This window comes from Halorientalis marina (assembly GCF_023028345.1).
In the GTDB taxonomy this organism is placed as follows: Archaea; Halobacteriota; Halobacteria; order Halobacteriales; family Haloarculaceae; genus Halorientalis; species Halorientalis marina.
Genome location: NZ_CP095487.1, coordinates 3,633,469 through 3,658,090 on the forward strand (window position 1 = coordinate 3,633,469; position 24,622 = coordinate 3,658,090).

Below are 24,622 nucleotides of genomic sequence, written 5' to 3' on the forward strand. Positions count from 1 at the left end.
GGGCTACGCGAGAGCGACCAGCCCGTCACCCAGGAGTTTCGCGCCGATGACCGAAAGCAGGACGTAGACGGCACCGTCACGCTGGGCCGGCGAGATACGCGGCCGGAGGCGTTTGCCGGTTACGACCCCGACGAGACCCGGAACCGCTGCGAGCGTCGAGAGAACCACGAGATCGGTCGAATCGTAGAGCCCGAGCCACCAGGCGACCGCCACCCGGACGCCGCCGATCCCGAGGAACATCATCGCGACGACGCCGACGAACGTCGAGTGGTCCAGGTCGAACGCCTCGAGGTAGGCGATCACCTGCACGCCCGCGTTCGTCGCGCCGAACACCGCCCCGGAGACGAGTCCCAGCACCGCCTTCTTGGGCCGGGACTCGCCGACACAGACCTCGGCGAGCCACGCCTGGCCCGGAACCGTGAGCCAGGGCTGTTCGGTGGCGACGTACGCGAGCGTAAAGAGGCCGAGACCCGCCGCGAGCGGTGCCGGCGAGACACTGGCGAGCCCGATCATCCCCACGACCGTCCCCGCGGCGGCCGCGGCGACGAACGGCCAGAACCGGCGCGCACACGACCGCAGGCCGCTCCGGTCGAGTTCGCGCACCAGCGAGACGTTCGCCGCGAGGATCGGGATGATGACGATGACGACCGCGGTCTGTGGGTCCAGCACCGAGGCGAGCGTCGCCGTCGCGAAGATGGCGTAGCCGAACCCGGTGACGCCGGTGACGAACCCGCCGGCGAACACGACCGCCGCGATCAGTGCCGTCTCCGGACCCGTCGGAACCACGTGGCTATCCCCGTTGACGACCGATAAAGCCCCTTCGAACCCGTGAGTAACTGCCGTTCGGCGACCCGCTCTGAAAATGGTATAAATAACTATCGCCGACGAGTACCGGCAGTGCGGCCGCGGGCTGGGTTAAGTACCGTCTCCGTCGTCGGTACGGGTACGTGATGCACCAATGAGTTCGGATCGAACGGAAGCGCTCGACGGAACCGACGCTCGCGGCCCGTCCGTGCCGCTGTTCGCGGACATCGAGGATTCCCTGCTGTCGATGCAGTCGGTCGTGGGTCGGAAGTGGCACCCGGTCATCCTCTACTACCTGCTCGCGGACGGCCCGATGGGGTTCAGCGCGCTCAAAGACAGCGTCGACGGCATCTCCTCGAAGATGCTCTCGGAGGGGCTGGACGACCTCGAATCGGCGGGACTGGTCAGTCGGTCGCTACTGAGCGACCGCCCGGTCCGCGTCGAGTACGAGCTCACCGAGAAGGGGCGGTCGCTGGAGGGACTCGTCACGGAGATGGTCCACTGGGCCGACACCCACGATCTGCGCGCGGACGGCGAAGCGGACGAGAGCGATCACGAAACCGAGACCGACGCCCCGCGGCCGTCGGCGGCGTACGCGGAGGGGGAGTAGATGCCACACCACGACCTCCTCGTCATCGGCGGCGGCACCGGCAACAACGTCGCGGCCGCCGGCGCGGACGCCGGACTGGACACGGCGCTGGTCGAACCCGGGCCGCTCGGCGGCACCTGTCTCAACCGCGGCTGTAACCCCTCGAAGATGCTGATTCAGGCCGCGACCGCCGCGAACCACGTCCGCGACGCCGGCGACTTCTATCTCGACGCCAGCCTCGACGGGATCGACTTCGCCGCCGTCGTCGACGACATGGACGAGACCCTCTCGGCGCTGGCCGAGGGGATGGACGAGGGCTACCAGGACGAAGAGAACCTCACGATGTACCGCGAGAAGACCGCGTTCGTCGACGAGCGGACGGTCGAGATCGACGGTGAGGAAGTCAGCGCCGAGAAGGTCGTCGTCGCGGCCGGGAGCCGCCCGCTCGTGCCGCCCATCGACGGCCTCGACGAGGTGGATTACCTCACGAGCCGCGAGGCGCTCTACCTGCGGGACCAACCCGAGTCGCTCGTCGTCCTCGGCGGCGGCTACATCGCCGTCGAACTCGGCTACTTCTTCGAGTCGATGGGGACCGACGTGACCATCGTCGAGATGCTCGACTCGCTCGTCCCCCGCGAGGACCCGGCCGTGGCCGAGGCCTTCACCGAAATCGCAAGCGAGCGCCACGATGTGTACACCGGTCACCGCGTCACGGCGGTCGAACCCGACGGCGAGGGGATCGTCGCCCACGCCGAGACGGAGGCCGGCGACGAGATCGCCGTCGAGGGCGACGAACTGCTGGTCGCGCTCGGACGCCGACCCAACACCGACACCCTCGACGTCGAAGCCGGCGGCATCGAGACCGACGACGACGGCTTCGTCGTGACGAACGACCGCCTGGAGACCTCGGCGGACGGCGTCTGGGCGCAGGGCGATATCGCGGACAACGCCATGTTCAAACACTCCGGGGACTACGAGACGGAGATCACGACCGAGAACGTCGTCCGCGACGGCGACGCGACCGCGGACTTCTCGGCGATGCCCCACGCCATCTTCACCGAGCCACAGATGGCCGGCGTCGGACGGACCGAGGCGGAACTCGAAGAAGCCGGCCGGGAGTACGTCGTCGGCCGCGAGGAACTCCCGGACACGCCGATGGGCCGGGCCAAGAAGTTGGAGGAGGGGTTCGTGAAGGTGCTGGCCGCGCCCGACGGCGAGATTCTGGGCTGTCACGCGCTGGGCTACGAGGCCTCGACGATGATCCACGAGGTCGTCGTCGCCATGCGAGCGGGGTCGGGCCACGTCTCCGACATCACGGACACCATCCACGCCCACCCGACGCTGAACAAGGTCGTCGAGTACGCCTTCGACGACGTCCCGCTCTAGCGACCGCCGGTCGAACCCCGCTCAGCAGTCCACCAGGTCGCAGTCGAAGACGAACGACTCCTGCAGGGCGTCGACCTCCGAGAGCAACGTCGCCACGTCGGGCCTGTCGCTCGGTGCCTTGCCTTCGTAGGTAAAGACGATCTCCGCGTCCTCGCCGCGCACGTCGAGGACGAGGCTCTCGGGCATCCGGCCGATAACGTCGTGGAGACGGCCGAGCGCGCCGAACCGCGTCGGCTGGTCGTACTTCTCGGCCATCGCCTTCTCGGGGTCGGCCAGGAGCGGGAAGGGGAGATCGAAGGCCTCCTGCCAGTCGGCGGCCCGCTCGCGTGGCTCCGGGAGGATGGGGACGACGACGGTGTTCAGCTCCGCGAAGGACTGTGCCTGCTCGGCGACCGTGCGGACCTGTGCCTTGCACTTCGGACAGTGGTAGTCCCGCAACAACAGCAACACGGCGAAGTCGGCCCGCTCCCTGACGTCCGCGAGCGTCAGCGGGTCCGGCCCGACACCCACGTTCGGTAACTCGAACTCGGGGGGTGCTTCCCCCGCTATCGTGTCAGCCTCGGCCATACACGCACGTGGACCGCCATACCTATCATTTTTCAGTAACTTCCCGGAAACCCGGTGAGCCGCGCGAAAGGGGAGTACCGAGCGGTAACCGTGGCCTGCGGCGACGCCGGGCACTCGGCCAGCGGGACGGAGGGGGCCTGACCAGCAGGTTTAGACGCGTTCGGCCACACTCGTCGGTATGCGCCGTATGGCGGCCTGGGTAGTGGTCGTGGTCGTCGTGACGGCTGGCTGTGGCTCGCTCGCTGGCGACAGCGGCGAGACAGCGGACTCGGCCACGGTGACGCCGGTCCCGGTCGAGACGCCGCGGCCGACGCCGGCACCGGAGACGGTGGCGCCCGGACTGGCGACCGACCGCGTCGTCGACTACACCGCCCTCGCCGAGAATCACGGGCGAGTCATCAACAGCACCGCCCACACCTACCGCAGGAACGTGACGCGGCGGTACGCGAACGGCACGGTCTGGCGGGCGTACTCGACGGTCATCGAGCGCAACGGGTCGGCGCTCCGCTACCGGTACAACTGGACGACCGCAACCGACGACGCGACGGGGCAGGTCATCGACCGCTGGAGCGCCGGCGGCCGGACGTTCGTCGCGAGAACGGACGGGAACCGCACGACCTACGCCGTCGAGAACGCCACGGCCGACGGCGGGCCGGTGCTGGGCACGCGCAGCGGCTACGCCTCGTCGCTACCACAGTTCCTCCAGCGGCTCAACGTCACCGTCGCGGGCACGGAATCCCGGAACGGCCAGCGACTGTACCGGCTGGAGACGCCGGAACCGAAAACGCTCCCCCCGTCACGGAACGTGACGTTCGTCGGGTACGTGACACCCGACGGGGTGTTCACCGAGTATCGCCTCTCCTACGAGGTCGTCCGCCGGGACACCAGCATCGGCGTGACGGTCGAAGCCACCTTCGAAGGCATAAATTCGACGACCGTCTCCCGTCCGGCGTGGGTCGACGACATCCCCGAGGACGACCGGCCGGGGTGAGAACGGCGGAGGGGCCGGCCGGTCGGCTGCTCGACCGGCAGCAGCTCAGTCGGCCAGCCGGACGGTCGCTTCGAGGGCGCCGTCCTGCAGGGTCCGCTGTTCCATGGCGCGGAGGTCCTCGCGCGGCGTGTCGAGCGTGGCGAAGTGGTTGCCGGCGAGTTCGCCGGCCGGACTCTTGAAGCAGGTCGGCCCACAGGGGACGAGAATCTCCTGTTCGTTCCGGTAGCCGGGATAGAGCAGGAGGTCGCCACAGGAGGGGTAGACGGTGTGGTTCTCGCGGGGGATCTCCGGCAGGTCGATCTCGTCGATGTTGATCCAGGTGGCGATGCCGCTCCAGCGGACGTGCATCAGTTCGGTGTGCAGGGGCGTGAACTCGCGGACGGCGGCGACCGACTCCGGTGCCGCGTCCGGGTGGAGTTCGGCGGTCAGCACGTCGCCGTCGACGACGAGTTCGAGTTCGCTCATCGTCGACGCCTCCGGGTGTCCGCGGGCTGGTCGATGGTCGGTTCGTCGTCGGTCGTCGGCGGGCTGTCGTGGCGTGTCATCGGTCGTGGCGTGTCGTCGGTCGTGGTCGAGTCAGTCGGTGGTCGATTCGGCGAGCGAGGCGAGTGCCGTCGTCAGCACGGCGGTCGCGGCGGCACAGTCCGCCCAGTCGGTCCACTCCAGTGGATTGTGCGAATGGCCGTCGCGGGAGGGGGCAAAGAGCAGGCCGGCGTCGGTCACGCGGCCGACCTGCATCGAGTCGTGGCCCGCACCCGAGTGCAGATCGGCCGTCTCGATGTCGAGCGCGTCGCCGGCGTCGTGCAGGGCCGTCCGGCAGGTCGCCGCCATGTCCACCGGCGGCACGTCGTAGGGACGGTCGAGCGACGTTTCGACCCCGCGCTCGGTCTCCAGGTCGGCGAGTGTCGACTCGGCGCGGTCGACGAGGCGGTCGATGACCGCCCCGTCCACGTCGCGGATGTCCGCGCTGAACGCCACCTCGCCGGGAACGACGTTGACCGCACCCGGGTCGACGTCGAGTTCCCCGACGGTCCCGACGGCCGTTCCGTCGGTGTCGGCGGCGGCCTCCCGCGCCGCGTCCTCCAGTGCGAGGACGAACTCGCTGGCGGCGGCGAGGGCGTCCGTTCGGCCTGCCATCGCCGTCGTCCCGCTGTGTGCCGCTTCGCCCTCGATGGTGCCCCGGAGACGCGCCGTCCCCGTGATCGACGTGACGACGCCGGCCGGGGCACCGAGGTCTTCGAGGCGTTCACCCTGTTCGACGTGGAGTTCCAGCCAGGCGTGCCACTCGCTCGCGTCGAGGCGCCCCTCGCCGTGGAAGCCGATCCCGTCCAGCGCCTCGCGGAGCGTCACCTCGTCGCCGCCACCCGTCCGGCCGTCAGCGGTGCCTCGCACCTCGCTGTCGTCGGTCAGCGCGAGCGCCTCCTCGACGGCGAGCAGCCCGGCGGCGACCGACGAGCCGAGGACGCCGTCGGCGAAGCGAGTCCCTTCCTCGCCGGTGAAGGCGACCACCTGGATCGGCCGCATCGGGGTCACGCCGGCGTCCTGCATCGCCCGGACCGCTTCGAGGCCGGCGTAGACGCCCAGCGGCCCGTCAAAGATGCCCCCGTTCGGCACGGAGTCGAGGTGGCTGCCGACGGCGACCGGCGCGGCGTCGGTCTCACAGCCGTCGGGCCGCCACGTCCCGGCGACGTTCCCGACGGCGTCGACCGTGACATCGAGGTCCGCGGCGACCATCCGGTTGACCAGGTTCTCGCGGGCACGCCGGTTCGGCTCGGTCCCCGGGAGGACCGTCCGGCCCTGCCCCTCGTCGGTCGCAGTCGCGCCGAACTGTGCGTTCCGTTCGATGTCGCGCCGGAGGCGCTCGCCGTCGACCGGAAAGCGCCGTGCGGTCATCGGTCGGGGATCGCCGGTGGGTCAGTCATCGTGTGTGGAGTCCGCCAGTCCTCAGCTCCCACGGTAGGTCGTGTACCCGCCCGGGGACAGGAGCAGGGGGACGTGGTAGTGCTCGTCGGGGGCGTCGATCATAAATCGCACCGGCACCTCGTCGAGGAACGACGACTCGCCGTCCCCCTCGCGGTAGTAGGTCCCCACGTCGAAGACGAGTTCGTAGGTCCCGGCCGCGATCTCGCCCTCGTCGAGCAGGGGGTCGTCGACGCGGCCGTCGTGGTTGGTCGTCATCGCGGTGACCTGCTCGCGCTCGTCGTCATCCAGCCGGTAGAGCGTCACGCCGACGCCCTCGGCAGGCCCTTCACGGCTCGTGTCCAGCACGTGGGTCGTCAGCCCGGCGGTCATCGTTCCCCCTCCAGGTCGCTGCGGTCCATCGAGAACTGCTGGAAGCCGGTGGGCCGCGGCGGTTCGCGGAGCACCTTCGCGTCGCCCTCGATGTCGTCGCGCACCGTCAGCCAGGTGCGGTTGTTGGCCTCGAACTCGACGGATTCGAGCTGGGGGAACCGCTCGAGAATCCGGAGGCCGACCTGGTAGATGAGGTCCTGAATGGAGTTGACGTCCTTCTCGTCGAAGACGACCTGTGCGATGTCACGCACCTGTTCGGCCGGGACGTACTGCTCGGGGTCGTCGCCCAGCGCCGCCTCGGGGTCGGCGTACTCCCAGAAGATGTCCAGCCCGATGTACAGCGTCCGGTTCTCCCGCTCGGGCAGGGTCGTGTACTCGTCCTGGACGTAGCCCACGAAGGAATTGTCTTTGACCTTCACGAGTTCGATGTCGGTCACGCCGCTCTTCTGTTCCTCGACGACGATCTCGCCGTCCTCGCGGTGGAGGTAGAACTCCCCGTAGGCCGACTCGTCGTCGGTGACGCGAAAGACGAGGTCGCTCGGCTCGAAGCCACCGTCGCCGTCCGGCACGGGCCGCTCGTCGAACTGGAGTTCGTCCGCGGAGATGCGCACGGCCTCCATCTGGTCGTAGGTCCGGAGGAACTCCGCGCCCACGTAGTGGAGGAAGCCCTCGACGGTCGCGCCGTCGTACTCGCCGGCGTGGTGGAGGATGAAGTTCTTCATCGAGTCCGTCGCCACGACCTTCTCGTTGTCGCCGTCGCGGAACGAGGGCAGGAACTCCTCGCCCTCGACCTGGACGCGTACCTCCATGCCGAGGAGGGTGTTGGGCTTGCCGTCGAACTCCGATTCCGGAATCGTTCGGATGCCCTCGAGCGGGGCCGCGTACGTCCGGTAGACGTTGACGTGTTCTTTGCCGTAGTTCATCGTCCGGCCGCCGTCGTCGGCGGCCATTATCGGCCCCTCCCGACACGGCCGGCCCGTCCCGGCCGTTCCCGAGTCCATCGACTCACGGTCCGCGTGTTGCGTACTGTCATCGTCCGGTCCGACTTCCCGGCCCCCGTACAAAATAGTTCGTCCCCCAACGGGTCGTGTGGCGACCGGGCGGTCGCTGCCACGACGCGCACCGACGGACACATCCGTGCCACGAGACCCCCAAACCATCACTCGCCGCGACCGCTCACTCGCCGAACCGGTCTTCGAGGCGGAGCCGTGCGATCTCGTGGACCTGGTCCAGAGCCGTCTCGAACTCCGTCGGCTCGGAGTTGTCGATGCGCTCCTCCATCGCCGCCTGAATCTCGTCCGGCGTGGCCCCCTTGACCGCCATGATGAACGGGAACGCGAACCGGTCGCGGTAGATCTCGTTCAGCTCCTGGAACCGCTCGTACTGCTCGGGACGCAGTTCGTCCAGCCCCGCCGAGGCCTGCTCTTTCTCCGAGGCGTCGGTCAGCTCCGTCTGCTCGCCGAGGTCCGGATGCGCCCGCAACAGTTCGAGTTTGCGCTCCTCGGAGGCGTTCCGCACCGCCTCGGCCATGTGCTCGTGGAGGTCGTCGACGGACGAGAACGGCCGCTCGCCGATGACGCGCTCGGCGACCCACGGCGAGTGCTCGTACACGTCGCCGAGCGTCTCCACGAACGCCGCGTCGTCGCAGTCGTTGAGGGCCGCGATGGTGTCGATGCTCATCCCGTGAAATCGACGCCCACACGCCACTTAATCGCTCGCATGGTGTGCTCGCCAGCCAGTCCGCACACAGCCACACGACCAGTGTGGCGCGTGTGTCGGCGTGTGTCCGGTAGGGCGTTCGTATCAATATAATGTGTATAACGGGAAGGTTGAAATGTTGTACTTCGGGATTGTGTGATTATGGCTAGCACGGACGAGGGCGACACCGGACGTAGTTCGGTCGTCCTGTACGGTATCGAGGACAGGCCGCCGCTCGGGGAGGCGATACCGCTCGGCATCCAGCACGTCCTGGCGATGTTCCTGGGGAACGTCGCGCCGCCGCTGATACTTGCCGGCGCGGTCGGGTCAGTCACGGGCGAGACGACGTTTCTCGTCCAGATGGCACTGATCGTCGCCGGCGTCTCGACGCTGGTCCAGGCGTTCCCGGTCGGCCCGGTCGGGGCACGGCTCCCCATCGTGATGGGGACGAGTTTCGCCTTCCTCGGGCCGCTGATCGGCATCGGCAACCAGTTCGGCATCGCGGCGGTGTTCGGCGCGGCACTGGTCGCCGCGCCCGTCGAGATGGTCATGGGCGTCTCGCTGGACCGGTTCCGGCACTACTTCCCACCGCTCGTGACCGGCATCGTCGTGATGCTCATCGGCCTGACGCTCATCCCGACGGGGATGAACTACGCGGCCGGCGCGTCCGCCGGCCCGTCCGCGCAGGGCTACGGCTCGTTCACGAACCTCGGGCTCGCGGGGCTCGTCCTCGTCGTGACGCTCGTCCTCAACCAGTTCTTCGAGGGATTCCTCCGCGTCATCAGCGTGTTCGTCGGCATCGCCGTCGGCTACATCGCCGCGCTCGCGCTCGGCGTGGTCGACCTCTCAGCGGTCGGTTCGGCCGGGTGGATCACCGTCCCCGTCCCGCTGAAGTACGGGCTCGCCTTCGAGCCGAGCGCCATCCTCACCGTCGCCTTCCTCTACGTCATCACCGGCATGGAGACCATCGGCGACATCTCGGGGACCGTCTCCGCGACGGGACGGGACGCGACCCAGGACGAGATGCGGGGCGGCCTCATCGCCGACGGCGTGATGAGCGCCTTCGGCGCCGTGTTCAACGCCCTCCCGAACACCTCCTTCTCGCAGAACGTCGGCCTCGTGAACTTCACGGGCGTCGCGAGCCGCTACGTCGCCGGCATCGGCGGCGCCGTCCTCCTCGTCCTCGGGTTCGTCCCGAAGGTCGGCGCCATCGTCTCGGCTATGCCCGACGCGGTGCTGGGCGGCGGGGCACTGATCCTGTTCGCGATGATCTTCTCCTCGGGCGCGCGGATCGTCGCCCAGAACGTCACGCTCGACCACCGCAACTCGACCATCCTCGCGATGTCGATGGCGCTCGGCCTCGGCGTCGCCTTCCGCCCGGAGGTCCTCCAGCAGTTCCCGACGGAGGTCCAGACCTTCTTCGGCTCCGCGCTCGTGACCGGCGGCTTCACCGCGCTCCTGCTCAACGTCCTCATCCCAGGCGGCGGCGTCGGCACCGGCCCCACGGAGTACTCCGACGGCCTCGCCCCCGAGACCCCGACCGACATCGACGAGGCGGTCCCGGAATCGGCCGCCGGCGCGGAGGACTGACGACCGTCCCGACCGGACATCGCCGGACACCACCGGGGGCGGTGTCCCCACACCGCGTGTGTCCGGTTCGAGGTTATTTGTAGGGGCGACGCGACAGCAGGGAGCATGGAACGAACACACACGGATGCCGACACGCGCGACCGCCAGCCCCTCGCGGACGCGGCGGGCGCTCGGCCGCCACGCGGGGAGCGATAACCGATGGGTCAAATCGACACGGTGCTGGCCGGCGGGACCGTCGTGACGGCGGACGGAACGTACGACGCGGCAGTCGGGATCGACGACGGCACCATCGTCGGGGTCGGCAGCGAGGCGGCCCTGCCCGACGCCGACGAGCGGGTCGACGCCGACGGCAACCTCGTCCTCCCGGGAGTCGTCGACCCGCACACGCACCTCTACGGCTACAACTCGGTCGACTCCTACGAGACCGGGACGGCAGCGGCGGCGGCCGGCGGTGTCACCACCCTCCTGACGTTCGCGTGGCAACGCTGGGACGACGGCGAGTGGGGCGCAGAGGGCACGCTGGCCGAGGCCGTCGAGCGCCACGAGACCGGGACCGAGCCGCTGATCGACTGCGGCGTCCACCCCGTCATCACCGAGGAGAGCGAGGCGGTACTCGACGAACTCGCCGCCCTCGTCGACGACGGCGTGACCTCGTTCAAGATGTTCACGACCGACGACATCCGCCTCTCGAACGGGTTCATCGGCGAGGTGTTCCGGGAACTCGCCGACCTCGGCGCCGTCGGGATGGTCCACACGGAGGACTACTCGGTGTGCGAGCACCGTGGGGAGGCGGTCCGGGCGGAACCGGACGGCGACGCGCCCGCGGCGTATCCGCGGTCGCGGCCGGACTACGCCGAGGCGATGGCCGCCGGCTCGGTCGCCCGACTCGCCGTCGCCGCCGACGCGAAGTACTACGCCGTCCACACCACCTCGGAAGCGGCCGCCGACGCGCTCGCGGCGGTCCAGACCGACGGCGCGAACGTCAGGGCGGAGACCTGCACCCACTACACCGTCCTCGACGAGTCCACGTACGAGCGCCTGGGGAACCGCTCGATCATGGCCCCGCCGCTCCGGACGCCCGCGGACAGCGACGCGCTGTTCGACTCCCTCCGGGACGGCGCGCTCTCGGTCGTCTCGACCGACCACGTCCCCCTCCCGCTCGACCGGAAGGAAGGGGGCCCCTGGTGGGACAGCGCCTTCGGCATCAACAGCCTCCAGACGAGCCTCCCGGTCTTCCACGACGAGGCCGTCAATCGGCGGGGGTTCTCCTATCCCGACCTGGTGCGGTTCGCGTGCCGGAACCCCGCCGACACGTTCGGCCTGCCACGGAAGGGACGGATCGAACCGGGCGCAGACGCCGACCTCGTCGTGTTCGACCCAGAGGAAACGTACACCATCACGGCAGAAGACAATCTCTCGAACGCGGACTACTCGGTCTACGAGGGCCGAGAGGTGACCGGGCGCGTCGAGCGGACGTTCGTGCGCGGCGAGCTCGTCGCCGACGATGGCGAAATCGTCGCCGACCCGGGCCACGGACGGTTCCTCGACCGCGACGTCCCCGACTGGGGGTGATTACGGCGCCGTGGACTCCTCGCGCATCTGCCGGGTGACGTAGCCCGCGATGCGGTTGCGGACGCGACGCGACTCCACGTCTGTCAGGTTCGCGACGCGGTGGCGGTTCTCCTCGAAGTCGTCGGTGAACCGGTCGGGATGCCGCTGGACGAGCGTGTCGCCGATACTGATGATCTCTTCGGAGTCCAGCGTCACACTCGGCGATTGCGGAGCGCCCCGATTAGTTCTTTCGTGTCCATCGACCGGGCACGACCAGGTCCGGTCGTGTCCATCCCGTGGCACACGGCACACACGACACGTGGGACGGCAGTGCCGACGGGACACGGTTCCGCGGCCCACGCTTCGACTGCCGTGTGGCCGTGCGAGGGGAAGCTTTTGGTCGGTCCAGCGCCGACGTGGGAGGGGTATGCTACTCACAGGAACGGTCGTCGTGGATTCGACGACCGTGATCGAGGACGGCGCCGTCGCCGTCGACGGGTCGCGAATCGCGGCCGTCGGGGAGCGTGCGGACCTCGTCGACGGCACCAGGGACGAGGAAGTCCACTCCTACGACGTCCTGCTCCCCGGGTTCGTCGGGGGCCACATCCACTCCGTCCAGAGTCTCGGGCGGGGCATCGCCGACGACACCGAACTGCTCGACTGGCTGTTCGACTACGTCCTCCCGATGGAGGCGTCGCTCTCGGCCGAGGAGATGGAAGTCGCCGCCAAACTCGGCTACCTCGAACTGATCGAGAGCGGGACGACGACCTGTATCGACCACCTCTCGGTCGCCCACGCCGACCGCGCCTTCGAGGCCGCCGGCGAGATGGGCATCCGCGGCGTCCTCGGCAAAGTGCTCATGGACCAGCGCTCGCCCGAACCGCTCCGCGAGGACACCGACGAGGCACTGGCCGAGTCCGAACGCCTCATCGAAGACTACCACGGCGCCTTCGACGACCGCATCCGCTACGCCGTGACCCCGCGGTTCGCCGTCTCCTGTACCGAGGCCTGTCTCCGCGGCGCCCGCGACCTCGCCGACGCCTACGACGACGTTCGCATCCACACCCACGCCAGCGAGAACCGGGGCGAGATCGAGACGGTCGAGGACGACACCGGCCTCCGGAACATCCACTGGCTCGACGAGGTGGGACTCACCGGCGAGGACGTGGTCCTGGCACACTGCGTCTGGACCGACGAGAGCGAGCGCGAGGTGCTCGCCGAGACCGGGACGCACGTCACCCACTGCCCGTCCTCGAACATGAAACTCGCCAGCGGCGTCGCCCCGGTCGAGGACTACCTCGACCGCGGCATCAACGTCGCCCTGGGCAACGACGGCGCCCCCTGTAACAACACGCTCGACCCCCTCACCGAGATGCGGCAGGCGAGCCTCCTCGGGAAGGTCGAGGGGCTGGACCCGACCGCTACCCCGGCGCGGACGATCTTCGAGATGGCGACCCGCAACGGCGCGACGGCGGCCGGCTTCGACGACCTCGGCGAACTCCGCGAGGGCTGGCGCGCGGACATCGTCGGCCTCGATACGGACCTGACCCGCGCGGTCCCGCTGCACGACGTGTTCTCCCACCTCGTCTATTCGGCCCACGGCGAGGACGTGCAGTTCACCATGGTCGACGGCGAGGTGCTCATGGAAGACGGCGAGGTGACCGTCGCCGACGCCGACGACATCCGCCGGCGCGCCTCGGAGGTCGGCCTCGGGATGGACCTCGACGACGAGCGACGGGCGGCGCAGGCGGAGAAACCCTGACCGATTCGGCGCCGACCCTGCCCCGTCGTCCGGTCCGACCTACTCGTAGCCCGTCCGCTCGACGATTTCTGCCGCCGTCTCGCTGGCCCGGTCGAGCACGTCGTCGACGTCTACGTCGAACGACTCGATCTCGCGGTCCTGCATGACGATTTCGCCGGCACAGACGACCGTGTCGACCTCGAACCCCTGTGCGTTGTGGACGAGGGAGAACACCGGGTCCGGACTCGGCGTCAGGTGCGGGTGATCCATGTCGACGATGGCGAGGTCGGCTTCCTTGCCGGCTTCGAGCGAGCCGAGGTCGTCGCCGCGGCCGATGGCACCCGCGGCCTCGACGGTGATCATGTCGAAGGCCCGCTGGGTGGGCACGACGCTCGGGTCGCGGTGGTGGCCCCTGTGACCGCCGGCCATCGCGCGGGCGTCGCCGAGGGGGTTGACCGTGTCGCTCAGGATGGAGTTGTCCGTGCCGAGGCCGACGGTGACGCCCGTGTCGAGCATCCCCACGACCGGCGCGTAGCCCGCGGCGAGGCGCATGTTCGCCCGGTAGTTGTGCGCGACCGCGGTGCCGGTCTCCGCGAGCAGGCGCACGTCCCCCTGGTCGATCTGGACGCAGTGGCCCAGCAGCGCCCGCTCGCCGAGGTAGTCGACGTTGCGGAGGTACTCGATACTGGAGATGTCCCGGCTTTCCTGTGCCTCGGCCTCGGCGACGTGGGCGGTCGTCATCACGTCGTGTTTCTCGGCGAGTTCGTACGCCCGGCGGAACCCCTCGTTGGTCGTGGTCTCGACGACGACCGGCGCGGGCCAGATCGACTGCCGGCCCTCCGCGGTGCCGTGGTAGGTCTCGATCAGCGAGTCGACCTCCGCCAGCACGTCGTCGGTCTCCTCGACGAACGTGCCGAGCGGCGGGTGGTCGACGCCGTCCTCGCGGGCCTGGATGTCCCGGATGAGTCGCTGGAACTCGTCGTCGGCGCCGCGGTCGACGATCCCCGCGCCGTAGACGTTCCGGACCCCCGAACGCTCGTAGACGTCGAGTTTCGCCTCGATCTCCGCCCAGTCGTCCCAGAGGACCTCGGTGTCGTTCTCGACGAACGTGGTCACGCCCGACTGGATCGCCTCGATGCAGTACAGCGTCGCCGCGAGTTCGTGTTCCGCCGGCTCCATCGCGAGCGCGCCGGGCCGCTTGACGTTGTAGAGCCAGTCCAGCAGGTCGCGGTCCTCGGCGAACGACCCCCGGAGGAGGATGTCCGAGACGTGCGTGTGCGGATTGACGAGGCCGGGGATCACGGCCCCGCCGTCGGCGTCGAGGACGCGGTCTGCGTCGTGGTCGGCGGTGACGTCGTCGGTCGGCCCGACCGCGAGGATCTCGCCGTCCGCGACCGCGACGGCACCGTCCGCGATTACGCGGCGGTCCGGGTCCTGTGTGACGACACGTCCGTTCCTGACGAGCAGGTCCGTCATCGTCCCCCCGCGTGACGCGGTGTCGCTGACCGGGCGCGCCACGACGTGGCGGTCGCCGGTCGCCGCCTGCCCACTCCGTGCTGCCCATCGGTCGCCGTACCCGCACGCGGTCCGGCCCCATCGGTACCGCCGAGCGAGCGTGGTTTCGAGCCCATTTCCCGTAGCTGGCATCCTCGCGGCCATAAAACCACGCCCCACCCATGCCCGGGACGCGCCGCGACGCCTCGTCGACAGTCCCGCCCGCGAGGCCGGCGACGCCGCCCGTGCCACACGCCCCGGCACACGGCCACACACGGTGTGTCGCGCCGGCGTGTGGGCGTCGATTGTCCCTGTCTGGCAGGAACCGGCGCGTTAGCCCGTACGTATCCACAGGGAGTGGGTTGAGACTTGAACATCCGGTAGCGTCCCGCGTCAAACGTACAGATATGTGCGACAGAACGGCGAAGGAAGGGGATTTTATATATTGGAGGCGCGACTGTATCGCACAATCACAGACCATGAGCGAGGATGCGTTCGTCCGGCTCGACGGTATCCGGAAGGAGTTCCCCGGAGTCGTCGCCAACGACGATGTCTCGATGTCGATACGCGAGGGGGAGATACACGGCCTCCTCGGCGAGAACGGGGCCGGAAAGAGCACCCTGATGAAGATCCTGTACGGCCTCTACTCCGCTGACAGCGGCGACATCTGGATCGACGGCGAGCGCGTCGAGATGGGGTCGCCACAGGACGCCATCGACGCCGGGATCGGGATGGTCCACCAGCATTTCAAGCTCATTCCGCGCCTCTCGGTCGCGAAGAACATCATCCTCGGTATGCGCGAGCCCGCCCGGGCGTTCCGCGACGACGAACCCGACAGCGGCCTCCTCTCTCCGCTCGTCTCGAACCGCATCGCGAAGGGACTGGCGGCGCGGTTCACGCTCGGCCTCGAACGTCCGGAAGCGGAGATTCAGACCCTCGCCGACGACTACGGCTTCGACATCGACGTGACGGCGCCCGTCTGGCAACTCGACGTCGGGGAGCGCCAGCGCGTCGAGATTCTCAAGGCGCTCTACCGCGACGTCGACCTCCTGATCCTCGACGAGCCGACGGCGGTGCTCAGCCCGACCGAGGCCGAGCGGCTCTTCGACACCCTCCGGCGGCTCAGCGAGCGCGGGCTCTCGATCATCATCATCACGCACAAGCTGGAGGAGATCCAGACCATCACCGACCGCGTGACCGTCCTCCGGGACGGGGAAAACGTCGGGACCGTCGAGACCGCCGACGTGACCCGCGACGACCTGGCCCGGATGATGGTCGGCCGGGACGTGCTCTTCCGGATCGAGAAAGACGAGGTAGCGGCCGGCAATCCCGTCCTCGAAGCGACGGGCCTGCGTGCGAACAACGACCGGAACATCGAGGCCCTGTCGGGGATCGACCTCACCATCCACGAGGGCGAAATCGTCGGCATCGCCGGCGTGAGCGGGAACGGCCAGCTCGAACTCGCCGAGTCGCTGGTAGGCCTCCGGGAACTCACCGACGGGACGATTCGTATTCGCGGCGAGGACATGACCGGGCGCCCGCCGCGGGCGTTCATCGACAACGGCGTCTCGTTCGTCCCCGAGGACCGCCACCAGCACGGCTGTGCCGAGTCGCTGTCGGTCATGCACAACGCCGTCATGAAAGGCTACACGGGCGAGGAGTTCGGCGAGGGCTTCCGGCTGGATTACGAGGCGTCGGCGGACTACGCCGAGTCGCTGGTCGAGGAGTTCGACGTGCGGGGCGTCACCGACGTGGCCGAGGCCCAGGCCGGCGAACTCTCCGGCGGGAACCTCCAGAAGCTCATCCTCGCGCGGGAGATCGACCGCGATCCCGACCTGCTCATCGCCAACCAGCCGACACGGGGCGTCGACGTGGGAGCAATCGAGTTCATCCGGGAGCGGCTGGTCGAACAGCGCGACGAGGGGACCGGCATCCTGCTGTTCTCGGAGAACCTGGACGAGATCGTCGACCTCAGCGACCGCATCCTCGTCATCTACGAGGGGGAGTTCGTCTACGAGACGACGCCGGAGGGGGCCGACCGGCGCCGGATCGGACTGGAGATGAACGGCGGCGAAGGCAGCCAACAGCCATCGACGGTCGCCGTCGACGGTGGCCGGAGTGACTCCTGATGCAGGTAGACGTCGACCTGGAGGCACGCACCGAAGTGCCGTGGTGGCTGGCGTACGGGACGCCGGTGTTTACGATCCTCGCGGCGCTGGTCGTGAGCGGGCTGGCCCTGCTCGCGCTCGGCGTGAGCCCGCTCGAAGCCTACCAAATTATGTTCGTCCAGACGGTCTCGACGGAGATCGGCCTCAACCGGACCATCGCGAAGGCCGTCCCGCTGATCTTCGCTGGCCTCGCCGTCTACCTCCCGCTGAAGGCCAACCTCTGGAACATCGGCGCGGAGGGGCAGCTGTTCATGGGTGCCATCGCCGGCACCTGGATCGGCCTGAACGTCTCGCTGCCCATCTTCGCGCGACTGCCACTGATGCTCGTCGGGGCCGGGATCGCCGGCGCGCTCTGGGTTGCCATCCCCGCGTGGCTCCGCGCGAAGTGGGGCATCAACGAGATCATCACCACCCTGCTGTTCACGTTCGTCGCCGCCGACCTGAAAAACTACGTCGTCCGGGGACCGATGCAGGCGCCCGGCGCGAACTTCCCACAGACGGCACAGCTCCCGCTCGCGGCCCAACTCCCGACGATCCCCGGTCTGGGCTTCCCGTCGGGCATCCTCCTCGCGATCCTCTTCGTCGCGCTGACGTACGTGCTCGTGAACCACACGCGACTCGGGTTCGAGATCAACTTCATCGGCGCGAACGACGACGCCGCCGAGCAGGCGGGCATGAGCAAGTACAAGATCTACCTGTTCGTGCTGATGACCGGGGGGTTCTTCGCGGGACTTGCGGGCATCAGCGAGATTTCCGGCGTCCAGACCCGCCTGCGGGCCTTCTTCGCGCCGGGGTACGGCTTCACCGCGATTCCCATCGCCCTGCTCGGGCGCAATGGCGCTCCCCAGGTGATGCTCGCGGCGCTGTTTTTCGCCGTACTCTTCGTCGGCGGCTCCTCGATACAGACGCTGTTGAGCGTCCCCTCGGCCATCGTCGACATCATCCAGGCGCTCATCATCCTGTTTCTGATCACCGCGGAGTTCTTCAAACGGTACTCGGTCAGCGTGTCCATCGAGCGGCCGGACCCGGAACCGCCGAGCACGCGCCCGGAGGGTGAGGTCTGATGGCGGGACTCCTCGCGGGCCTCGCGAACGCGACGGTCAACGCGAGTACCGTCCTCATCCTCGCCGGCCTCGGCGAACTCATCAGCGAGCGGGCGGGCGTCCTCAACCTCGGGGTCGAAGGAATCATGCTCGTCGGGGCACTGAGCGGGTTCGTCACGACCGTCGTCACCGGGAGCCCCTGGCTCGGCCTCGGCGTCGCCGTCATCGCGGGCGGGCTGATGTCGCTCATCCACGCCTTCCTCTGTATCTCCCTCAACTCCGACCAGGCGGTCAGCGGCATCATGCTCACGCTCTTGGGGACCGGGCTGACGACCTACTTCGGGAACTCATACTCGGGCAACTCCATCTCGGGGTTCCCCGAGCGGACGCTCCCCCTGATCGGGGAGTTCCTCGTCGAAATCCCGATCGTCGGGCCCGCGGTCTTCCAGAGCACGGTGACCGATTACATCGCGCTCGTGCTCGTGCCGGTCGTCTGGCTCTTTCTCTTCCGGACGAACATCGGCCTCGAACTCGTCTCCGTCGGGGAGGACCCCGAGACGGCCGACACGATGGGCGTCGACGTGTTCAAGATGCGCTATCTCGCGGTCATCATCGGCGGGGCGATGGCCGGCGCGGCCGGCGCGCACCTCTCGCTGGCGTTCAACCAGATCTGGTCGGCGAACATGACCGCCGGGCGCGGGTGGATCGCGGTCGCGCTCGTCATCTTCGCGCGGTGGCGCCCCGAGCGCATCCTGCTCGGCGCGTACCTCTTTGGCCTGTTCAACGCCCTGCAACTCTACTCGCAGGCGCTCGATTTCAGCCTCGCCGCCGGGACGCCGCTCGCGGGCACGCTCAACCCCGTCATCAACTTCGTGATGAACCCGACGATCATGTCGACCTACCCCTACCTGGCGACGCTTCTGGTGCTCGTCATCACCGTCATCCGGGCCGAGAACCGCGACCTGGCACAGCCGTCCGCGCTGGTCCAGTCCTACAGCCGCGAGACGGACTGACCGACCAGCCCGGTTGCCGGCCACACACACACGGCCCGCACACGACACGTGGAGCCCGGCACCGGCGTCGCAAGTACGGACCCATCGGGTATATTTATAATCGTGTGTGGTAACGTGGGCATGTAATAGAGAAACCGAGATCGTTGTAGACGGACGTAGACTAAGTCGTCAAAAAAGAAAACGGAAACTACACAATGAGCAGGAGAACGATAACGCGACGGGACGCATTGAAAACGGGAGCGGGGGCAGCAGGGCTCCTCGGACTGGCAGGCTGTTCGGGCGGCGGCGGCGGATCGGGCGGGGACACCGTCAACGCTGCCTTCATCTACCAGGCGGAGGTCGGCGACGTCGGCTGGGACCGCGCCCACGAGGACGCACGGCAGGCGGTCACCGAGGAGTTCGACTGGCTGGAGACGGAGTTCTCCGAGGCGGTCGCGCCCGGGGACGTCCAGCAGGTGATCGAACAGTACATCTCCAGCGGGATGGACGCCATCTTCGGGACGACGTTCGGGTACATGGACCCGATACACAGCCTCGCGCCTGATTACTCCGATACGGTGTTCGAGCACTGCTCCGGGTTCAAGACACGCGAGAACATGGGCCGGTACTACGGCCGGCTCTACCAGGCACGGTACCTGTGTGGCGTCGCCGCCGGACTGTTGACGGAGTCGAACCAGATCGGGTACGTCGCGGCGTTCCCGATCCCCGAACTCGTGCGACAGATCAACGCGTTCGTACAGGGCGCCCGGACGGTCAACCCCGACGTGACCGCCGACGTGCGCTGGACCAACGCCTGGGTCGACCCGCCGGCGGTCACACAGGCCGTCAACGCCCTCACCAACAACGGGGCCGACGTGATCAACAACCACCAGACGACGACGGCAGCCACCCAGACCGCCGCCGAGAACGAGGCGTGGGCCTTCACCTACACCACGTCGATGGCCGAAGCCGGCGGCGACTGGTACGGCAACTCGGCGGTCTTCAACTGGGAGGAGTTCTACGCCCCCACGCTCCAGGCCATCAACAACGACGAGTGGGAGTCCGACGCCTACTGGGAGGGCCTCGACGCCGGCGTCGTCGGCCTCGGCGACTGGGGGCCACAGGTCCCCGACGACGTCATCAGCGAGGTCGAGAGCTACGAGGAAGAACTGGTCAACGGCGACCGCACGGTCTGGCAGGACACGCAGTTCGCGGGCGAATCCGACGAGTTCCTCTTCGGCGAGATGGGGAGCTACGTCGAGGGGATCAACGGCGAAGTCCCGAGTTCGTAGGCTCGCGGACGGACGGCCGCCTATTTTTAACAGCATCGCGCCCGAGCAACGGGTGTGAAACGAACCATCGATTCGACGGAGAACGCGGAGACGCTCGGCCCCTACAGCCACGGCGCGGTCGGCGGCGGCCTGCTCTTTACCGCCGGGCAGATCCCGGTCACGCCCGAGGGCGAGGTCCTCGCCGACGAACCCATCGGCGTCCAGACCGAGCAGTCGCTGTCGAACATCGAGCGCATCCTCGCCGAGGAAGGGCTGACGATGGACGACGTGTGCAAGACGACGGTCTACATGACCGACATCGACCAGTTCGACGGCATGAACGAGGTGTACCGCACGTTTTTCGACGGCGACCCGCCGGCGCGGACGGCACTGGAAGTCCGGCGCATCGCCGACGACGCCGCCATCGAGATCGAGGCCGTCGCAGCAGCCGAGGACTGAACTCCCGGGACGGGACGCCCCAGCCGGTGACACGGCCACATCGTGTGTCGGTGTGGCACACGTGCGTGCGGCTGGCAGCGAGCCACCGACACACGCGGATCGGGGCCCCGGCCAGCCACGGCGGTTCGACGGGAAACGGTGGCCGCACAAACTATTAGGCGTGTGCACGGATAGCTATCGGCATCAATGAGCCGACCGGAAACGGGCACCGACGACGGCGGCCCGAGTGAACTCATCGAGCAAACGGGGGCGGCGCTCGACGAAGGGCAGTATCCGCTCGCGATCACGAACAACCGCGACCTGTACGAACTGGAACTACGGCGGGTTTTCGGTCGTGCGTGGGTGTACCTGGGCCACGTCTCCGAGTTCGCGGAGCCCGGCGACTACGCCCGGCGCTACATCGGCGAAGACCCGTTCATCGTCACCCGCGACGAGAACGGCGAGCTACACGCCTTCCTCGACAGTTGTATGCACCGCGGCGCGCAGTTCTGTACCGCCGAGAGCGGCAACACCTCCCACTTCCGCTGTCCGTACCACGGCTGGACGTACAAGAACGACGGCTCGCTCCAGGGAATGCCCCACATGGCCGAAGCGTACCAGGACCTCGACGAGGAAGAGATCAGCCTGGAGGAGGCACACCTCGACACCCACCAGGGCCTCGTCTTCGGGCGCATCGCCGACGAGGGGCCGTCCCTGCGGGAGTATCTCGGCGACTTCGCGTGGTACCTCGACCTGCTGTTCGGGACGACTGCCGAGGGCATGACCGTCGTGGGCGAACCCCACCGCTGGGAGTCCGACCACGACTGGAAGACCTCCGCCGACAACTTCTCCGGGGACTCCTACCACGTCCTCACGACCCACCAGGCCGGTCTCGAGACGGAGAACCTCTCGCGGGGGCCGTGGGAGGAACTCGACGACTTCCCCGGGGCGTCGTATCTCGCCTGCACGGACCGCCACTCGATAGGCTACTACCTCTCGGAGGACGAGGGGACGTTCATGGGCTACCCCGAGGAGATCGAGGAGTACCTGAACCCCGACCTCAGCGACGAGCAGCGGGACCTGTTCAGCCGCTCGGTCTTTCATTTCGGGACCGTCTTCCCGAATATGTCGATCATCCACGGCATCCAGTCGGGCGGCTGGGGCGGCCCGTGGGCCTGCATCCGGAAGTGGAACCCGCGCGGCCCGGGCACGACCGAGACGACGAGTTGGTGGCTCGTCCCGAAGGAACTCGCCGGCGACGAGTCGTTCCTGGAGGACTCCCACCGCGGCTGGGAGAGCCTGAGCCCCGGCGGTGCCTTCGAGTCCGACGACCTCACCATCTGGGAGGGCATCTCCGACTCGAGCGGCGCGGTCACTCACGAGCTCCGGGACACCCGCGGGAACATGCAGCAGGGGATGGGCGCGATGAGCGACGAGGTGGAGACGATGGACGACCCGATCCACGGCCCCGCCGAGGTGACGAGCAAGGGGCTGTACTTCGACGAGCGCAACTCCCGGACCATCCTGCGGTCGTGGTACGAGATGATGCGCGAGGAGACACCGGCGACGGACGGCGGGACGGCCGGCAGGGCGGCGGGAGAGGTGGACTGCGGGGCTGACTGCGGGACGGGCGGCGGACCGGAGGGGGAGACGTGAGAGCCACGCCCGAGTCGGCGGCGGCCGTCGACGTCGAGACCCAGCACCGGGTCGAGCAGTTCCTCTACCGCGAGGCCGACCTGCTCGACACCTTCGCCCTGGAGGAGTGGCTCGACCTCCTCGACGAGGACATCACGCTGACAGTCCCGGTCCGGACGGCACGCGACCCCGGCTCCGAGCGCCCGGAGTTCAGCGACGAGAGCAACTACCTCCGGGAGGACTACGAGATGATCCGCGAGCGGGTCGGGCGGCTGGAGAAGGAGTACGCCTGGTCCGAGAACCCGCGGTCACGGGTTCGACACGTCATCGGCAACGTCCAGGTCCGCGAGGCCGGCGAGGAGGAACTCACCGTCGCCAACAATCAGCACGTGTTCCGGAGTTACGGCGACACGGCCGACCACGACCTCATCTCCGCACAGCGCCGGACCGTTCTGCGGCCGGCCGACGGCGGGGACGCCGACTTCACTATCGGCGACCGGACGGTCTACCTCGACCACTCCATCCTGAACACCAAGAACCTCACCCTCCCGCTGCTATGAGCGACCAGTACACCGCCGGCGCGACGCGGACGACCGCGGAACGCCGGCTCACGGCCGACGACGGGACCGTGACTGTCCGGAAGCTCGTCTCGAAGGGCGAGCGGCTGGGGATCGACACCGGCGAACACGGCATCAAACTCGACGCGCTCCTGCTCGAAGCCCTCTCCTGGCAGCGCGACCTCGAAGCCATCGACGACCTGCTCGGCGGGTGGGCGTTCGCGACCGACCCGGTCGCGGCGGCCGCCGGCGAGGACGCAGAGATCGAATCGGCCGGCGAGGAGATCTCCATCTCCAGCGAGTACTCCCACGTCCTCGTCCGGGACGTACAGACGCCGAACGGGCCGGGGCTGGAGATGACGACGCCCAACCGGGGGACGGCGCTCACGCTCGGCGTGCAGGCGCTGTCCGCGCTCGCGGCCGTCGAGGACACCTACGTCTTCTCGGTCTGGTTCGAGACGCCGTTCGGGCCGGAGGACACGGCACTCGAAGGGCCGCTCTAAACGATGTTGCTCCTGGGTACCGTCGTCGTCGATCACGAGACCGTCATCGAGGACGGCGCGGTCGCGGTCGAGGGCGACGAGATCGCCGCGGTCGGTCCCGCGGCCGAACTGCGTGACCGGTACCCCGACCACGGACGCCGCGAGTTCGACGTCGTCAGCCCGGGGTTCGTCCAGACGCACGTCCACTCCGTCCAGAGTCCGGGCCGCGGCCTCGCCGACGACACGGACCTCTTCGAGTGGCTGGAAGACCACATCCTCCCCATCGAGGCCGAGTTGACCGCCGACGAACTCGAACTCGCCGCGACGCTCAGTTACGTCGAACTGCTCGCCCACGGCACGACCTGCTGTGTCGACCACCTGACGGTCGACCACGCCGACCGCGCCTTCGCGGCCGCCGAGCGGACCGGGATCCGGGGCGTCCTCGGGAAGGTGCTGATGGACCGGAACTCGCCCGACGGACTCCAGGAGTCGACGGAGGCTGGGCTGGCGGAGACGAGAGAGTTGATCGAGGAACACCACCGCTCGGCCGACGACCGGCTCCGCTACGCCGTGACGCCGCGGTTCACGCCGACCTGCTCGGAGGCCTGTCTCCGGGGTGCTCGCGAGATCGCCGACGACTACGACGGGGTGCGCATCCACACCCACGCCGCGGAGCACGAGTCGGTCGTCGAGGACGTGACCGAGGAGCGCGGGATGGGCGACATCGAGTGGCTCCACGAGGTCGGCTGCACCGGCGAGGACGTGGTGCTGGCCCACGTCATCCTGACCAGCGATAACGAGCGCGAACTCCTCGCGGAGACTGGCACGCACGTCACCTACTGTCCGTCCTCGAACATGAAGGTGGGCGCGGGCATCGCGCCCATCGTCGACTACCTCGATCGGGGCATCAACGTCACCCTGGGAAACGACGGCGCGCCGGCGAACAACACGCTCGACCCGGTCGCGGAGATGCGCCAGGCGACGCTCCTCCAGAAGGTCGACCACCGGGACCCCCGCACGCTCCCCGCCGAGACGGTCTTCGGGATGGCGACGCGCAACGGCGCGAAAGCGGCGGGCTTCGAGCAGGTGGGCGCACTCCGCGAGGGCTGGAAAGCCGACGTGGTCGGCATCACGACCGACACCAGCCGCGGCGTGCCATTCCACGACCCGTACTCGTATCTCGTCTACGCCGCCAACGGCGAGGACGTGCAGTTCACCATGGTCGACGGCGAGGTGCTCGTCGAGGAGGGGTCCGTCGTCAGCGTCGACGAGGCCGACGTGTACCGCCGCGCCCGCGAGGCCTTCGAGGGCCGCGAGTGGGGCGAGTGAAGTC

24 protein-coding genes are annotated in these 24,622 nt (G+C 68.4%); 15 read left to right on the forward strand and 9 right to left on the reverse strand.

The annotated features are described in order from the left end of the window. Positions 1-3: 3 nt before the first annotated feature. On the reverse strand, positions 4-786 hold the full coding sequence (locus MUG96_RS18830) for a sulfite exporter TauE/SafE family protein (RefSeq protein ID WP_246985308.1): 783 nt from the start codon (positions 784-786) through the stop codon (positions 4-6). Positions 787-958: 172 nt separating this feature from the next. On the opposite strand from MUG96_RS18830, the gene MUG96_RS18835 reads away from it, so the two are divergent. Next, positions 959-1,414 (forward strand): winged helix-turn-helix transcriptional regulator, encoded by a 456-nt coding sequence (locus tag MUG96_RS18835; protein ID WP_246985310.1) that lies wholly within the window; start codon positions 959-961, stop codon positions 1,412-1,414. Beyond that, positions 1,415-2,779 carry a dihydrolipoyl dehydrogenase gene (locus tag MUG96_RS18840; RefSeq protein WP_246985312.1) on the forward strand — a complete coding sequence of 455 codons (1,365 nt, stop codon included), beginning with the start codon at positions 1,415-1,417 and terminating at the stop codon, positions 2,777-2,779. A 21-nt stretch (positions 2,780-2,800) separates the two neighbouring features. Here MUG96_RS18840 and MUG96_RS18845 read toward each other — a convergent pair whose 3' ends face one another. Beyond that, entirely contained in the window at positions 2,801-3,346 is a 546-nt protein-coding gene (locus MUG96_RS18845; RefSeq protein ID WP_246985313.1) for a peroxiredoxin family protein, read from the reverse strand. 187 nt (positions 3,347-3,533) lie between these two features. Here MUG96_RS18845 and MUG96_RS18850 point away from each other — a divergent pair, with 187 nt between their 5' ends. Then, entirely contained in the window at positions 3,534-4,337 is an 804-nt protein-coding gene (locus tag MUG96_RS18850) for a DUF7537 family lipoprotein (protein WP_246985314.1), read from the forward strand. 45 nt (positions 4,338-4,382) lie between these two features. On the opposite strand, the gene MUG96_RS18855 is transcribed toward MUG96_RS18850, so the two are convergent. The 5 genes from MUG96_RS18855 to uraD all read right to left on the reverse strand — a co-directional run bounded on the left by MUG96_RS18855 (position 4,383) and on the right by uraD (position 8,309). After that, positions 4,383-4,802, reverse strand: coding sequence for a DUF3830 family protein (locus tag MUG96_RS18855; RefSeq protein WP_246985315.1), 420 nt, complete (start codon positions 4,800-4,802; stop codon positions 4,383-4,385). Positions 4,803-4,913: 111 nt separating this feature from the next. Continuing rightward, a complete protein-coding gene (locus MUG96_RS18860) occupies positions 4,914-6,230 on the reverse strand; it encodes a Zn-dependent hydrolase (RefSeq protein ID WP_246985316.1) in 1,317 nt (438 codons plus the stop codon). Between the two features lie 51 nt (positions 6,231-6,281). Further along, entirely contained in the window at positions 6,282-6,629 is a 348-nt protein-coding gene (uraH, locus tag MUG96_RS18865) for a hydroxyisourate hydrolase (RefSeq protein ID WP_246985317.1), read from the reverse strand. Next, positions 6,626-7,579, reverse strand: a complete 954-nt coding sequence (gene pucL / locus MUG96_RS18870) for a factor-independent urate hydroxylase (protein ID WP_246985318.1) — start codon at positions 7,577-7,579, stop codon at positions 6,626-6,628. Before pucL ends, uraH begins: the two co-directional genes overlap by 4 nt. Before the next feature lie 226 nt (positions 7,580-7,805). Next, positions 7,806-8,309 carry a 2-oxo-4-hydroxy-4-carboxy-5-ureidoimidazoline decarboxylase gene (uraD, locus tag MUG96_RS18875; protein WP_246985319.1) on the reverse strand — a complete coding sequence of 168 codons (504 nt, stop codon included), beginning with the start codon at positions 8,307-8,309 and terminating at the stop codon, positions 7,806-7,808. A 180-nt stretch (positions 8,310-8,489) separates the two neighbouring features. Between uraD and MUG96_RS18880 the strand changes: the two genes are divergently transcribed. Both MUG96_RS18880 and MUG96_RS18885 read left to right on the forward strand, forming a co-directional pair. Next, entirely contained in the window at positions 8,490-9,917 is a 1,428-nt protein-coding gene (locus MUG96_RS18880) for a uracil-xanthine permease family protein (protein ID WP_246985321.1), read from the forward strand. A 198-nt stretch (positions 9,918-10,115) separates the two neighbouring features. Continuing rightward, entirely contained in the window at positions 10,116-11,489 is a 1,374-nt protein-coding gene (locus MUG96_RS18885) for a dihydroorotase (RefSeq protein ID WP_246985323.1), read from the forward strand. Here MUG96_RS18885 and MUG96_RS18890 read toward each other — a convergent pair whose 3' ends face one another. Beyond that, entirely contained in the window at positions 11,490-11,684 is a 195-nt protein-coding gene (locus MUG96_RS18890) for a 30S ribosomal protein S17e (RefSeq protein WP_246985325.1), read from the reverse strand. It abuts the gene before it with no gap. 211 nt (positions 11,685-11,895) lie between these two features. Here MUG96_RS18890 and MUG96_RS18895 point away from each other — a divergent pair, with 211 nt between their 5' ends. Continuing rightward, positions 11,896-13,230: a 5'-deoxyadenosine deaminase gene (locus MUG96_RS18895; protein WP_246985327.1), complete on the forward strand. Its 1,335-nt coding sequence runs from the start codon at positions 11,896-11,898 to the stop codon at positions 13,228-13,230. 39 nt (positions 13,231-13,269) lie between these two features. On the opposite strand, the gene MUG96_RS18900 is transcribed toward MUG96_RS18895, so the two are convergent. Next, positions 13,270-14,856, reverse strand: a complete 1,587-nt coding sequence (locus MUG96_RS18900) for an amidohydrolase family protein (protein WP_246985329.1) — start codon at positions 14,854-14,856, stop codon at positions 13,270-13,272. Between the two features lie 326 nt (positions 14,857-15,182). On the opposite strand from MUG96_RS18900, the gene MUG96_RS18905 reads away from it, so the two are divergent. From MUG96_RS18905 to MUG96_RS18945, 9 genes are all read left to right on the forward strand, one after another. Beyond that, a complete protein-coding gene (locus MUG96_RS18905) occupies positions 15,183-16,832 on the forward strand; it encodes an ABC transporter ATP-binding protein (RefSeq protein ID WP_246985330.1) in 1,650 nt (549 codons plus the stop codon). Beyond that, entirely contained in the window at positions 16,832-17,935 is a 1,104-nt protein-coding gene (locus MUG96_RS18910; RefSeq protein WP_246985331.1) for an ABC transporter permease, read from the forward strand. Before MUG96_RS18905 ends, MUG96_RS18910 begins: the two co-directional genes overlap by 1 nt. Beyond that, on the forward strand, positions 17,935-18,927 hold the full coding sequence (locus tag MUG96_RS18915) for an ABC transporter permease (RefSeq protein ID WP_246985332.1): 993 nt from the start codon (positions 17,935-17,937) through the stop codon (positions 18,925-18,927). Before MUG96_RS18910 ends, MUG96_RS18915 begins: the two co-directional genes overlap by 1 nt. Positions 18,928-19,121: 194 nt before the next feature. Beyond that, positions 19,122-20,198, forward strand: coding sequence for a BMP family ABC transporter substrate-binding protein (locus tag MUG96_RS18920; protein WP_246985333.1), 1,077 nt, complete (start codon positions 19,122-19,124; stop codon positions 20,196-20,198). A gap of 54 nt (positions 20,199-20,252) precedes the next feature. Next, positions 20,253-20,636, forward strand: a complete 384-nt coding sequence (locus MUG96_RS18925) for a RidA family protein (RefSeq protein WP_246985334.1) — start codon at positions 20,253-20,255, stop codon at positions 20,634-20,636. 186 nt (positions 20,637-20,822) lie between these two features. After that, positions 20,823-22,271: an aromatic ring-hydroxylating oxygenase subunit alpha gene (locus tag MUG96_RS18930; RefSeq protein ID WP_246985335.1), complete on the forward strand. Its 1,449-nt coding sequence runs from the start codon at positions 20,823-20,825 to the stop codon at positions 22,269-22,271. Continuing rightward, complete coding sequence (locus tag MUG96_RS18935) at positions 22,268-22,810, forward strand: aromatic-ring-hydroxylating dioxygenase subunit beta (RefSeq protein WP_246985336.1); 543 nt, start codon at positions 22,268-22,270, stop codon at positions 22,808-22,810. Before MUG96_RS18930 ends, MUG96_RS18935 begins: the two co-directional genes overlap by 4 nt. Further along, positions 22,807-23,310 carry a hypothetical protein gene (locus MUG96_RS18940; protein WP_246985337.1) on the forward strand — a complete coding sequence of 168 codons (504 nt, stop codon included), beginning with the start codon at positions 22,807-22,809 and terminating at the stop codon, positions 23,308-23,310. Before MUG96_RS18935 ends, MUG96_RS18940 begins: the two co-directional genes overlap by 4 nt. Positions 23,311-23,313: 3 nt before the next feature. After that, positions 23,314-24,618, forward strand: a complete 1,305-nt coding sequence (locus MUG96_RS18945) for a 5'-deoxyadenosine deaminase (RefSeq protein ID WP_246985338.1) — start codon at positions 23,314-23,316, stop codon at positions 24,616-24,618. The last annotated feature ends 4 nt before the right edge of the window (positions 24,619-24,622 follow it).

What these genes read in the sequence shown, in the direction of transcription:
- MUG96_RS18900 (WP_246985329.1), bottom strand. Translation starts at nt 14,856, where the DNA reads ATGCCAGCTACGGGAAATGGGCTCGAAACCACGCTCGCTCGGCGGTAC.
- MUG96_RS18840 (WP_246985312.1), top strand. Translation starts at nt 1,415, where the DNA reads ATGCCACACCACGACCTCCTCGTCATCGGCGGCGGCACCGGCAACAAC.
- MUG96_RS18910 (WP_246985331.1), top strand. Translation starts at nt 16,832, where the DNA reads ATGCAGGTAGACGTCGACCTGGAGGCACGCACCGAAGTGCCGTGGTGG.
- uraD (WP_246985319.1), bottom strand. Translation starts at nt 8,309, where the DNA reads ATGAGCATCGACACCATCGCGGCCCTCAACGACTGCGACGACGCGGCG.
- MUG96_RS18885 (WP_246985323.1), top strand. Translation starts at nt 10,116, where the DNA reads ATGGGTCAAATCGACACGGTGCTGGCCGGCGGGACCGTCGTGACGGCG.
- MUG96_RS18920 (WP_246985333.1), top strand. Translation starts at nt 19,122, where the DNA reads ATGAGCAGGAGAACGATAACGCGACGGGACGCATTGAAAACGGGAGCG.
- MUG96_RS18905 (WP_246985330.1), top strand. Translation starts at nt 15,183, where the DNA reads ATGAGCGAGGATGCGTTCGTCCGGCTCGACGGTATCCGGAAGGAGTTC.
- MUG96_RS18945 (WP_246985338.1), top strand. Translation starts at nt 23,314, where the DNA reads ATGTTGCTCCTGGGTACCGTCGTCGTCGATCACGAGACCGTCATCGAG.
- MUG96_RS18850 (WP_246985314.1), top strand. Translation starts at nt 3,534, where the DNA reads ATGGCGGCCTGGGTAGTGGTCGTGGTCGTCGTGACGGCTGGCTGTGGC.
- MUG96_RS18845 (WP_246985313.1), bottom strand. Translation starts at nt 3,346, where the DNA reads ATGGCCGAGGCTGACACGATAGCGGGGGAAGCACCCCCCGAGTTCGAG.
- MUG96_RS18880 (WP_246985321.1), top strand. Translation starts at nt 8,490, where the DNA reads ATGGCTAGCACGGACGAGGGCGACACCGGACGTAGTTCGGTCGTCCTG.
- MUG96_RS18855 (WP_246985315.1), bottom strand. Translation starts at nt 4,802, where the DNA reads ATGAGCGAACTCGAACTCGTCGTCGACGGCGACGTGCTGACCGCCGAA.
- MUG96_RS18940 (WP_246985337.1), top strand. Translation starts at nt 22,807, where the DNA reads ATGAGCGACCAGTACACCGCCGGCGCGACGCGGACGACCGCGGAACGC.
- pucL (WP_246985318.1), bottom strand. Translation starts at nt 7,579, where the DNA reads ATGGCCGCCGACGACGGCGGCCGGACGATGAACTACGGCAAAGAACAC.
- MUG96_RS18915 (WP_246985332.1), top strand. Translation starts at nt 17,935, where the DNA reads ATGGCGGGACTCCTCGCGGGCCTCGCGAACGCGACGGTCAACGCGAGT.
- MUG96_RS18930 (WP_246985335.1), top strand. Translation starts at nt 20,823, where the DNA reads ATGAGCCGACCGGAAACGGGCACCGACGACGGCGGCCCGAGTGAACTC.
- uraH (WP_246985317.1), bottom strand. Translation starts at nt 6,629, where the DNA reads ATGACCGCCGGGCTGACGACCCACGTGCTGGACACGAGCCGTGAAGGG.
- MUG96_RS18835 (WP_246985310.1), top strand. Translation starts at nt 959, where the DNA reads ATGAGTTCGGATCGAACGGAAGCGCTCGACGGAACCGACGCTCGCGGC.
- MUG96_RS18895 (WP_246985327.1), top strand. Translation starts at nt 11,896, where the DNA reads ATGCTACTCACAGGAACGGTCGTCGTGGATTCGACGACCGTGATCGAG.
- MUG96_RS18860 (WP_246985316.1), bottom strand. Translation starts at nt 6,230, where the DNA reads ATGACCGCACGGCGCTTTCCGGTCGACGGCGAGCGCCTCCGGCGCGAC.